We start from the raw sequence: 11991 nt of genomic DNA, 5'->3' as shown, positions 1-11991 counted from the left end.
GCCAAGAGCACAGCACCGCACATACGACAGCGCCCACTCTCCGTCACGGAGGGTGGGCGCTGTCGTTTCTGTGCCTCTAGTTTCTGGTTTCTCGCTGCTTGCTACAGGCTTGCAGACTCGAGGCGTGTCAGCCCAGCACGGGCTGGCGGCGCGCCTGCATGCGGGCCAGAAATACCTGCATCACGCGCCGGTAGAGCTCGCGTCCCAGCACCACATCCTCGACGCCGGCATCCAGATTCGGGTTGTCGTTGACCTCGATGACCACCACGCGGTCCTCCAGCTGCTTCAAGTCGACGCCATAGAGGCCGTCGCCGATCAGACGCGTCGCCTTCAGGGCCGCCTTGATCACGGCCGCTGGCACCTCGCTCGGGTCGACCGTCGCGAAGCCGCCGGAGCGGGTACGCGCGCCGCTGTGGTCGTAGATCTGCCAATGGCCGCGCGCCATGTAGTAACGGCTGGCGAACAGCAGCTTGCCGTCGAGCACGCCGATGCGCCAGTCGAACTCGGTTGGCAGCCACTCCTGCAACAGCAGCAGAGCGGAGTCATGGAACAGCCGCTCGGCTTCGCGCACCAGTGTCTCGGGGCCATCGATCTTGACGATGCCGCGGGAGAAGGCGCCATCCGGCACCTTCATCACCAGCGGGTAGCGCATGTGCTGACCGCGCTCGGCCAGCTGGCGCAGTTCGCCCCGATGGATCAGGCGACCCTGCGGGGCACTCAAGCCGCGTGCCTTGAGAAGCTCATGCAGAAAGACCTTGTTGGTACAGCGCAGGATCGACTGGCTGTCATCGATCACCACCAGCCCTTCGTGCTCGGCACGCTTGGCCATGCGATAGGTGTGGTGGTCCAGACTGGTCGTCTCGCGGATGAACAGGCCATCGAACTCGGCCAGACGGCCTTCATCGCGCCGGGTGATCAGGCTGACATCGATGCCCAGGCGTCGTCCTTCGCGGATGAAATGCTTGAGCGCGGTACGGTTGGACGGCGGCAGCGCCTCGTCCGGGTCGACCAGCATGGCGAGATCGAAACGGTAATGGCGGCGTGCCTTGGGCGTGCGCCACACCTTGCGCGAATGGCGATTGAGCGCCTGGGCGAAGCGGTCTTCATCCGCCGCTGCCAGGTGGCTCAGGGATTGCGGGCGCACCCGCTTGAGCACCCAATGTTCGCCACGGCCTTCAAGACGTACCTCCAGCAGGGGACAGGGCAGACGCTCGAACAGCTTGCGTGCGAGACGCGCAAGCGCGGGGTCTGCGCTCTCGCCGAAGGTCAGCAGCAGGTCGAGTCGTGGCGGCTTGCCAGCCCCATGCGTCACGCCTTGCGGGGCGGGCAGGGCGCCCTTGCGTGTCAGTCCCTCGAGCAGCACGCGGATGCCGCCCAGTTCCATGTCGATCAGCGACTTACGTGACAGCTGATTGAGGGTCTCCACCGACGGCAGCGCCTTCTGGCCGCGCGCCTGAGCCAGCAGCGAGACGTAATAGCCGATGCCCAGATAATCCAGTCCGCCGCACAGATTGATGACGTGGGTAGCGGGCTGCGGCGCATCGTCGGCGTGCTGGGCTGGCGCATCGCTTGAGAGTTCGGAAAGAAAGTCATGGGCGCTGATGACATCATCACTTGGGTAGAAGGCGCGCCAGTCAGAAACACGGTCAACCACGATACGCAGGCGGGACATTGCGAAGCCTCGCAAGGCGGGCACCGAAGCGGTGCCGAATGCGCGCATCATGAGAAACAATCCCCGTCATCGCAATAGGCTGGAAAGTGAAATAATTTCATGCAAAGAGACCAAGACAAGACGCGCCTGCATGCCCAGAATGCAGCGCATTGCTACCGCCCCGCGACACGCTGATCCTCGGACAGCGTCAGGGCGCTGACAGGCGGGAGAGCCTGCACCATGACCCCCATTCTGCGCCCGGCCATCCGGGCCGATCTCGACGCTCTGGTAGAGCTCGAGGAAGTCAGTTTCGACAGCGACTGGTTCAGTCGTCGTCAGCTGTCCCATCTGATTCTGCGTGCCCATGCCCGTACCCTGGTGATCATCCAGCCCGATGACGATGTCATCCCATCCGCACCGGCGGTGGACGATGTGATGGCCGCGCTATGGCCGGCCGGTAGCGTCGAGCGCGATGACGCCACGCGGCTGCGCAGCGTGCTCGGCTACGGTACCGTGCTGTTTCGGCGCAATTCACGTCGGGCGCGACTCTATTCCTTCTGCCTGCATCCGGAATCGCGTGGCCGCGGCCTTGCCCAGCGCATGCTCACATCGCTTGAGCAGCTGGCCGTCGCGCAGGGCTGTACGCAGTTCGATCTTGAGGTGCATACCGGCAATGGCGCGGCGATCGCGCTCTACGAGCGTCACGGCTTCGAGAAGTGTGGTCGCCTGCGCGATTACTATGCCGACGGGGCTGCCGCCTGGAAGATGCGCAAGGCGCTGACGCTGGATTCGCCGGCGCCGGTGGCTGAGGAACTCGCGGCGGGTGAGGCCGGTGAAGCGCACCCGAGGCCGCCCTCGACGGTGAATGCCGGCGCCGCCTGAGCCAGGGGCATGGCGCGCGTGGCCCCCATGGGCTAGGATGCGCTGTTTATTCTTCATGGCTTCAAAGGAATCGCTCCCATGCCGTCATTCGATATTGTCTCCGAACTCGACAAGCACGAAGTTCAGAATGCCGTCGATCAGGCCAATCGCGAACTCGCGACGCGCTTCGATTTCAAGGGCGTGACTGCCAGCTTCGAACTCGAGAAGGAAGAGAACGTCAATCTGGAAGCCGACGCCGACTTCCAGCTGCGTCAGATGATCGAGCTGCTCAAGGGTCGTCTGATCGCGCGCGGCATCGACGTGCGCTGCCTGGAAGAGAAGGACGCCGACACCGCTGGCGTGCGTGCCCGTCAGCAGCTGGTGCTGCGTCAGGGGCTGGACCAGCCGACCGCCAAGAAGATCGTCAAGGCGCTCAAGGATGCCAAGCTCAAGGTCCAGGCGCAGATCCAGGGCGAGAAGGTCCGCGTCACCGGCAAGAAGCGTGACGACCTGCAGGGCGCCATGGCGCTGCTCAAGGGTGATGAGAGCCTCGAGCTGCCGCTGCAGTTCAACAACTTCCGCGATTGATCCAGCGCGCAAGTGACTGGCGATTGCCATTCTCAGCACCGTTCGCTATCGGCGTGCGGTGCTGTCTTCGTTTGATTCGCTGATTTGCGGTGTCGTGAGAGTCACTGATTCGCTTGTTTTCTGGATCAACAGATTCGCTTTGAAAGCGTCATGTCTCGTCGCTGGCGCTACGCTTGTCCAGCCCGGTGCTTCACTCGAGACGACCGGACGCGTCGCTTTCAAAGCGTTTCACCCTATTCGTACGTGATATCTGCGCCATGCGGGCCGCTTCGGCACCCGACAACGCGCAAAGAGAGGTTATATGTCTGCTCCGCTCGCTATCGGCCAGCGCAACACCCTGACGATCACCAAGCGGGTCGGCTTCGGCGTCTTCCTCGATGGTGGGGATCGCGGGGAAATCCTGCTGCCGACGCCCTTCATTCCGGCGGGGGCCGACATCGGTGACGAAGTCGAAGTCTTCGTCAGCCTGGATGATGAAGACCGCCTGCTGGCCACCACGCGCTATCCGCGTGCCATGGTCGGCGAGTTCGCCGCGCTCAAGGTGGTCGAGGTCAATGACATCGGCACCTTCCTCGACAATGGCCTGGGCAAGGACCTGCTGCTGCCCTACGGCGAGCGCAAGCGTGAGCTCAAGGCCGGCCAGTTCGCCATGGTGCACGTCGGTCTCGACAAGCACAGTGACCGCATGGTCGCCTCGATGCGTCTGGATCGCTGGCTCGACAAGACCCCGGCCACCTATACCGCGGGCCAGGAAGTCTCCGGTCTGGTCGCTGCGCGCACCGACCTGGGCATGAAGATCATCATCGACAACGCCCATTGGGGCCTGGTGCACCACGACCGTATCTTCACGCGTCTGCGCATCGGCAACCGTCTGCGTCTGTGGGTGTTGAAGAATGACGGCAACGGCAATGTCGATCTCACGCCGCAGGCGCCGGGTCCGGCTGGCCATCAGCAGCTGGCGGACCGCATTCTGGCAGCGCTGGAAGCCAGTCAGGGCGTGCTGCCGCTGGGCGACAAGAGCGAACCGGAAGCCATCAGTGAAGCCTTCGGTGCCAGCAAGGCCAACTTCAAGCGCGCCATCGGTCACCTGAAGCGCGAAGGCAAGGTCACGCTGGCGCCTACCGAGACGCGTCTGGTCAAGTAAGTCACTGCTGTCAGCCTGTTCTGCCACTGCCACCCTCGGGAGACCGACGGGTGGCAGTTTGCGTTTCAGGGTCCCGCATGGCACCAATGACAGCGTATCATGGGGGTATCTTGCGCTGAGTTGCCCCCATTCGCTCCTTCACCTTCGACAAGGAATGTCTGCATGACTGTCTCTGCTTCTGCTGCCTCCGCTTCTTGTGGTCCCTCAACGTCTGCTGGTTCGCCGCGTCTGTTGATTGCTCCTGACAGCTTCAAGGAAGCGCTGGCTGCCAGTGATGCCGCCGAGGCCATGGCGCGTGGTGTTCGCCGGGTACTGCCCGAGGCACAGATCGATCTCTGCCCGCTGGGGGATGGCGGTGAGGGCACGCTGGCGGCGTTGTTGGCGGCAGCCAGTGAAGCAGACCCCATCGAGGCGCGCAGCGCTCAGGTGCGTGATCCGCTCGGGCGTGAAGTTACCGCCCAGTGGGGCTGGCAGCCGGGTAGCCGCACGGCCATCGTCGAGCTGGCCGAAGCCAGTGGTCTGCATCTGGTCAGCCCTGATGAGCGCGACGCGCGGGTCGCCGATACGCATGGCGTGGGCGAGCTGATCCTGGCGGCGCTGGACGCCGGTGCCGAGCGGCTGATCGTCACCCTGGGCGGCAGTGCCACCAACGATGGCGGCAGTGGCATGCTGCGCGCGCTCGGGCTGCGTCTGCTCGACGCTGATGGGGAAGAGCTGCCCGCAGGTGGCGCGGCCCTCGCGCGTCTGGCGAGCCTGGACGTCACTGCGCTGGACCCACGCCTGGCCAACCTCAAGGTGTCTGCCGCAGTCGATGTCGACAACCCCCTGTGTGGCCCGCGCGGCGCGAGCGCCGTGTTCGGCCCGCAGAAGGGCGCCGATGCAGCGGTGGTCGAGGAGCTGGATGCGGCGCTGGGCCACTTCGCGCGCCTGAGCGCGGAAGTACTGGGCGCAGACCAGCAGCAGTTGGCCGGTGCAGGGGCCGCAGGCGGCATGGGCTACGCGGTGGCGGCCTGGTTGAATGGTGAATTGCGTCCGGGCATCGAGCTGGTGATGGAGCGCCTCAACGTGAGCGAGCGTCTGGCGGGCTGTGATCTGCTGATCACTGGGGAAGGCGGTCTGGATGGCCAGAGCCTGGGCGGCAAGACCCCCATCGGTGCGGCGCGAGCCGCGCGTGCCGCCGGGGTGCCCGCCATCGTGTTGGCCGGACGACTGGCCGAGGGCTGGCAAGCCGCCCATGATGAGGGGGTCAGTGCCGTCTTCACGCTGTGTGACAGTGCCATGCCGCTTGAGCAGGCGCTGGCACGCACCTCGGAGCTGCTGGCTGACCGTTGCGAGGCCATCATGCGTCTCTGGCAGTTGGCGCAACGTAGCTGACCGCAGCCCGGCTGATCGCAGCCCGGCTGAGCGCCGCTAAGCCACGCCCGGCTCGACGGATTGCGGCGTCGAATCCGGCCGCAGACAGCGGCCCACGGCCCCCATGGCGGGGGGCGTGGCCTTTCGCGATATCGGCAAGCCCGTTACCATGCACGCAGTTGCTATCAGGCGGATAGTCAGAAAGTACTTTTCCCATGAACGACTTGGCGTTTGACTGATAGCAGGAAGCACACGGTGTGTGACCGCAGGTGGTGAGGAACCGACATGATGATCTTTCGGCGCATGAAGCGTATCTGCTGGCTTGGCCTGGCCTGGTTGTTCTTCGGCATCGGCTTCGCTGGCATGTTTCTGCCGCTGCTGCCCACCACCGTCTTCATGCTGCTGGCGCTGGCCTGTGCCAGCCGAGGTTCCCCGCGCTTTGCGCGCTATATCCGGGAACACCCCCAGATCGGGCCGACGCTGGTGGCCTGGGAGCGCGAACGCGCCATTCCGCTGCGCGCGCGCATCATGGCGGTCAGCATGCTGGCCGTCTCGATGCTGATCATCCTGTTCACCGTCTCAGTGCTGGCCGTCAAGGTCTCGCTGCTGGTCTTCCTGTCGCTGCTGGCACTCTGGCTGGCCACGCGCCCGGAGCCCAAGGGCGAGGGCGCGAACCTTGCCGTCAGTGGCGAATCCCTTCCGCGCGAATGAGCGCTTCATCGCGGGCAGGTGAGGTGTCTGCTCCCTCGCTGTCCGCTGTCTTCCTGCCGTGAGGAGTTCCCTCCCGCGGCGCTGATTGCGGAGTCTTTGATGTCACAACCTGCAGCGATTCATCTTGCCGATTATCAGGCACCCGCCTGGCGTGTGCTGGACACCCGCCTGACGTTTGATCTGGCACCGTCCGCGACCCGTGTGACGACCGTGCTGACCCTCGAGGCCAATCCCGATGCCGCCGTGGGCAGTGATGCCACGCCGCCGCTGGTGCTCAATGGCGAGCATCTGATGCTTGAGTCCGTGCGTGTCGATGGGCGAGCGCTGGCCAGTGATGAATACAAGCTCGACGAGACTCACTTGACCTTGGCCGGCCTGCCGGCCAACTGTGAGCTCGAGACGGTGGTGGTGATCGATCCGGCCGCGAATACCGCGCTGGAAGGGCTTTATGTGTCCTCGGGCATGTTCTGCACCCAGTGCGAGGCCGAAGGCTTCCGTCGCATCACCTACTACCCGGACCGTCCGGACGTGATGTCGGTGTTCACCACCACCATCATCGCCGACAAGGACAGCTACCCGATCCTGCTCTCCAACGGCAACCCCATCGAGCGTGGCGAGCGCGAGGGCGGTCGTCACTTCGTCACCTGGCAAGACCCGCATCCCAAGCCGTGCTATCTGTTCGCGCTGGTGGCGGGAGACCTGGTCAAGCATGACGACAGCTTCACCACCATGAGTGGCCGTGACGTCGCTCTGGAAATTTGGGTCGAGCCGGAAAATCTCGACAAGACCCAGCACGCCATGAACTCCCTCAAGGCCTCCATGAAGTGGGACGAGGAAGTCTACGGTCGCGAATATGACCTCGACATCTTCATGATCGTCGCGGTCAACGACTTCAACATGGGCGCGATGGAGAACAAGGGCCTCAACATCTTCAACAGCGCCTGCGTGCTGGCCAACCCCGATACCACCACCGACGCCGCCTTCCAGCGCGTCGAAGGGGTGGTCGCGCATGAGTACTTCCACAACTGGTCGGGCAACCGCGTCACCTGCCGTGACTGGTTCCAGCTGTCCCTGAAGGAAGGCTTCACCGTCTATCGCGATCAGACCTTCTCCGCCGACATGAACTCGGCGCCGGTCAAGCGTATCGAAGACGTTGCCATGCTGCGTACCGCGCAGTTCGCCGAAGATGCCGGCCCCACCGCACACCCGGTGCGCCCGGCGTCCTATATCGAGATTTCCAACTTCTACACCCTGACCATCTACGAGAAGGGTTCCGAAGTGGTGCGCATGGTCGCCAACCTGCTCGGGGAAGAGGCCTTCCGCCGTGGCAGTGACCTCTACTTCGCGCGCAACGATGGCAGCGCCGCCACCATCGAGGACTTCATCAGCGCGATGAGCGAAGCCTCCGGTCGCGACTTCAGCCAGTTCATGCGCTGGTACTCACAGGCCGGAACGCCGAACATCGCCGCCAGTGGCACCTTCGATGCCCAGGCAGGCACCTATTCCCTCACGCTGCGTCAGTCCACGCCGCCTTCACCGGGGCAGGCGGAGAAGCTGCCGCTGGTGATCCCGGTGCGCATGGGGCTGGTCGGGGCCGACGGCAGCGATCTGACGCTGACCCTCGACGGCGAAGCGCTGGGCACGGAAACCGTGCTGGAGCTGACCGAAGCCGAGCAGACCTTCGTCTTCACCGGCCTTGCCGGCGATGCCGAGCCGGTGCCGTCGCTGCTGCGTGGCTTCTCGGCGCCGGTCAAGCTGGCCTTTGACTACAGCCGTGAGCAGCTGGCCTTCCTGATGCAGCACGACAGCGATGGCTTCAACCGCTGGGATGCCGGTCAGCGTTTGGCCATGGCAGCGCTTGAAGACCTGATGGCGGCCTGGCAGCGTGGCGAGCAGGAGGCCCAGCTGGATGAGCGCCTGCTGGCCGCCTATCGCTTCCTGCTCCAGAGCGAGGCTTCCGATCGTGCGGTGCTGGCCGAGATGCTGACGCTGCCCTCGGAGGCCTACATCGCCGAGCAGCAGAGTGTCGTCGATGTCGATGCCATCCACTGGGCGCGCAAGACCGCCAAGGCGCAGCTGGCCAGTGCGCTGCGCGACGACTTCGTGGCGCTCTATCACGCCAATGCGCAGCAGGGCGACTACGCGCCGACCTTCGAGCAGATGGCGCGTCGCAGCCTCAAGAATGCCGCGCTCAGCTATCTGATGAGCATCGAGGACGAGGAGGGCGTGCGCCTGGCCCAGACTCAGCTGGCGGCGGCCCACAACATGACCGACGTGCGTGCCGCGCTGACGATGCTGGTGCACTCCTCACGCACTGACCTGGGTGACCCGGCACTCAAGTCCTTCGCCGAGCGCTGGTCGCATGATCCGCTGGTGATGGACCAGTGGTTCTCGATCCAGGTCACGCGTCCGCAGGCCGATGTGCTGGACCGCGTGCGCTTCCTGATGGAGCATCCGGCCTTCTCGTTGACCAACCCCAACAAGGTGCGTGCCTTGATCGGCGCCTTCGCCGGCCAGAACCGCGTCAACTTCCATCGTCTCGACGGCGAAGGTTATCGTCTGCTGGCGGATGTGGTCATCGAGCTCAATCGTCTGAATCCGGAAATCGCGGCGCGCATCATCACGCCGCTGACGCGTTACAATCGTTTCGATGCCAAGCGTCAGGACTTGATGAAGGCTGAGCTTGAGCGTATCCGTGGCGAGAAGCTCTCGAACAACCTGTATGAAGTCGTGGAGAAGGCACTGGCCTGATCCTCTGAGCTGACCCTTGAAGACAGACGGCAGTCATCGCGCGCATGGTGATGACTGCCGCTGACATGAAAAAGCCCCTGCCGAATGGCAGGGGCTTTTTCATGTCACGAGCCTGGCGCAAGTCCCGTCAGGGCATCGCCTGCACGGTCATCGCCTTTACGGTCATCGCGTACACGGTCATCGCGTACACGGTCATTGCTTTCAGGGTCATCGCTTTCAGGGGCATCGCGCGTCAGGCAATCATCCAACCCAGGAAGGTCAGGCCGATGAAGGTCATCAATAGCCCACCGATGATGGAGCCTCTCAACAGTGATGTGATGCCCTTGAAGAGCAGGTAAAGTCCCAGAATCAATCCCAGCAGGCTGAACAACGAAGTGCTGAGCCCTAGCTCACCAGTGAGGCCATTGAAGAATCCCGATAGGGCATCATCGAAGTTGGCGAAGAAACCGCCCAGACCTTCGACGATGAAGCGAATGGCGGCACCCAGTTGCGTGCCGATCCAGTTGAAGAAGTCTTCCATAACGCATGATGTCCAGACAGAAAAGAGGCCCCAGTGTGCCATGAAAGACGCGGATGCGCTGTCATCCGAGCTGATACTTGGCGGTGAATGCCTCGATCGCCATCGGCTTGTCCATCAGATAACCCTGCAGGGCATCACAGCCCATCTCCAGCAGCAGTTCGCGCTGCCTTGGGGTCTCGACGCCTTCCGCCACCACGCACATGCCCAGCTCACGCCCCAGCTGTACCATGAAGTTCACCATGCGACGGTTCATCTCGTCGTTCTCGAGATCATTGACGAAGCTGCGGTCGACCTTGAGCTCATCGAAGGGCAGGTGCTTGATGTAGGTCAGTGAGGAGAAACCGGTGCCGAAATCATCCAGCGACAGACGCAGGCCCAGCGAGCGCAGTTCGTGCATGCGTGCGACCGTGGCGGGCATTTCGGTGGCGAAGACGTTTTCGGTCAGCTCCAGCTGCAGATATTGCGGATCAAGCGTGTGCTGGCTGAGTGCCTTGGCGACATTGCCGACGTAGTGAGGGGAGTCCAGCTGCTTGACGCTGACATTGACCGACAGATAGATCTTTGCGAAGGCGGTGCCTTTCTGCCAGTCCTCCAGCAGCTTGCAGGCCTGCTCCAGCACCCAGTCGCCGAGGCTGTCGATCAGCTGGCTCTTCTCGGCCAGCGGAATGAATTCATAGGGCGAGATATTGCCGAGCTTGGCGTGTCGCCAACGCAACAGGCACTCGGCGCCGACCAGCTTGAGTCCCCGATCGAATTGCGGCTGCAGTTCCACGTAGAGCTCTTCATTCTCGATGGCGCAGCGCAGGTCATTTTCCAGCTGCACGGCGCGCTCAAGCTCCACGCGCATGCTGGGATCAAAGCGGACGGTCTGATTGCGTCCGGCTTCCTTGGCGCGATACATCGCGATATCCGCGCGCCGGATGAGCTCCTCGGCGCTCAGATGGCGATCATGGAACATGATGCTGCCCAGGCTCGCCGAGCTGTGATGTTGCAGCGGCTGCGCTTGCGGGCCCAAGAGCGAATACGGCTGGTTGAGCGCCTGCTGCAGGCGCTCCATCACTTCATCCAGTTCGCGACAGGCAGTCTGCGGATCGTGGCTCAAGGGCTGTACCAGGATGACGAACTCGTCCCCGCCGAAGCGTGCTACCAGGTCGCTGTCACGCACCGTGGAGCTCAGGCGGTGGGCCACCTCGATCAACAGATGGTCGCCGGTGGTATGCCCCAGCAGGTCGTTGATCTTCTTGAAGTGATCCAGATCGATGAAGATGAGCGCGCCGTGGGTGTCACGGGCGTCGGTGATGATGATGGCCTGCTGCAGGCTGTCGATCAGCGTGGCTCGGTTGGCCAGCTTGGTCAGCGAGTCGAAGCGGCTGTGCTGGTGCAGCAGGGCCTCTGATTCGACGATACGCGTGATATCGGTGATCGAGCCGATCATGCGCAGCGGATTGCCTTCGCTGTCACGCTCGATGACATCGCCCTTGTCGATCACCCAGACGACGTCGCCACCGCGGGTCAGCATGCGGTGGCGGTGATAGTAGGCTGTCTTGCCCGCCATGCAGTCCTGGATGGCGATCATCGCCTCGGGCTTGTCCTCGGGGTGCAGCAGGCTTGCGAATTCTTCCAAACTGTTGCTGAGCTCGCTCTCCGGGATGCCCAGAATCTGTGACCAGCGGCGATTGTGCGTCACGGAGCTGGTCAGGATGTTCCAGTCCCAGAAGCCTTCCAGCGAGGTGTCATAGATGTGGTCGATCTGGCGGGTCTTGCGCTCATGCTCACGGACTTCTGCCGTGATGTTGTGCGCCAGAACGGCGACCAGTGGCTGGCCGTGAATGTCACGGAAGGGCTGCTTGATGGAGCGGAAGTGGTTGACCTCACCGGTGGTGCCGTCGGTGGCATCCTCGAAGACCGTCTCGCGCTCGAACCTGCTGAGCACCTGCTCCACGCTGCGCCGAAAGAAGTGGCTCTGCTCGGTATTGCCGGTGTAATGGCTGTCATCGCGCCCGATGATGTCCTCGCGCGAGGTGCCATAGAATTCGGTCAGGGTGCGATTGGCGTAGCGAAACAGCCCCTTGGCATCCTTGATGAACAGGATGTCGGGGTGGGTGTCGACCAGGGTGCGCAGCAGGTGGTTCTCGGCTTCCAGTGCCTCGAGACGTGACGACATCTCCTGCAGGCGCGAGTGCAGGCAGCTGTCATCAGGCTGGCGGGAATCGTCGGAGCCTTCTGGGCGCGGAGAGCGGTGATCCCCGGCATCGGAAGGTGCGGTCATGGCAGGTTCCTGAGGCGACGGTCTGTGCGCTCAGTCTACGTTGCCGCTCGGTTGAATAGGCGGGGAGGCGGGGTTCATGCTCAATCAACGATCATGCATGCAGCCCACGGTGCAGGCCACGCAGGCAGTCTACGCAGGATCGG

At 63.4% G+C, this 11991-nt stretch carries 9 protein-coding genes; 6 read left to right on the top strand and 3 right to left on the bottom strand.

The genetic code is table 11. The features are described from left to right. Nucleotides 1-127 precede the first annotated feature (127 nt). Nucleotides 128-1723, bottom strand: coding sequence for a RimK family protein (locus AOG28_RS09690; RefSeq protein WP_326998960.1), 1596 nt, complete (start codon nt 1721-1723; stop codon nt 128-130). Nucleotides 1724-1891: 168 nt separating this feature from the next. Between AOG28_RS09690 and AOG28_RS09685 the strand changes: the two genes are divergently transcribed. The 6 genes from AOG28_RS09685 (at nt 1892) to pepN (ending at nt 9059) form a co-directional block, all read left to right on the top strand. After that, entirely contained in the window at nt 1892-2533 is a 642-nt protein-coding gene (locus AOG28_RS09685) for a GNAT family N-acetyltransferase (protein WP_054556287.1), read from the top strand. A 78-nt stretch (nt 2534-2611) separates the two neighbouring features. Next, nucleotides 2612-3100: a YajQ family cyclic di-GMP-binding protein gene (locus AOG28_RS09680; protein WP_054556286.1), complete on the top strand. Its 489-nt coding sequence runs from the start codon at nt 2612-2614 to the stop codon at nt 3098-3100. Nucleotides 3101-3401: 301 nt separating this feature from the next. Further along, nucleotides 3402-4244 carry a CvfB family protein gene (locus AOG28_RS09675; protein ID WP_054556285.1) on the top strand — a complete coding sequence of 281 codons (843 nt, stop codon included), beginning with the start codon at nt 3402-3404 and terminating at the stop codon, nt 4242-4244. Between the two features lie 162 nt (nt 4245-4406). Beyond that, nucleotides 4407-5618 (top strand): glycerate kinase, encoded by a 1212-nt coding sequence (locus AOG28_RS09670; protein ID WP_082388638.1) that lies wholly within the window; start codon nt 4407-4409, stop codon nt 5616-5618. Between the two features lie 264 nt (nt 5619-5882). After that, nucleotides 5883-6308, top strand: a complete 426-nt coding sequence (locus AOG28_RS09665; protein WP_225996323.1) for a YbaN family protein — start codon at nt 5883-5885, stop codon at nt 6306-6308. 99 nt (nt 6309-6407) lie between these two features. Beyond that, nucleotides 6408-9059, top strand: coding sequence for an aminopeptidase N (pepN, locus tag AOG28_RS09660; RefSeq protein WP_054556284.1), 2652 nt, complete (start codon nt 6408-6410; stop codon nt 9057-9059). 232 nt (nt 9060-9291) lie between these two features. On the opposite strand, the gene AOG28_RS09655 is transcribed toward pepN, so the two are convergent. Continuing rightward, nucleotides 9292-9579 (bottom strand): hypothetical protein, encoded by a 288-nt coding sequence (locus AOG28_RS09655; protein WP_043334097.1) that lies wholly within the window; start codon nt 9577-9579, stop codon nt 9292-9294. A 61-nt stretch (nt 9580-9640) separates the two neighbouring features. Then, a complete protein-coding gene (locus AOG28_RS09650; RefSeq protein WP_054556283.1) occupies nt 9641-11848 on the bottom strand; it encodes an EAL domain-containing protein in 2208 nt (735 codons plus the stop codon). Nucleotides 11849-11991: the final 143 nt, after the last annotated feature.

The sequence above is a fragment of the Cobetia sp. UCD-24C genome (assembly GCF_001306765.1).
GTDB classification, from domain to species: Bacteria; Pseudomonadota; Gammaproteobacteria; order Pseudomonadales; family Halomonadaceae; genus Cobetia; species Cobetia amphilecti.
This window is presented reverse-complemented; position numbering and strand designations above follow the sequence as displayed.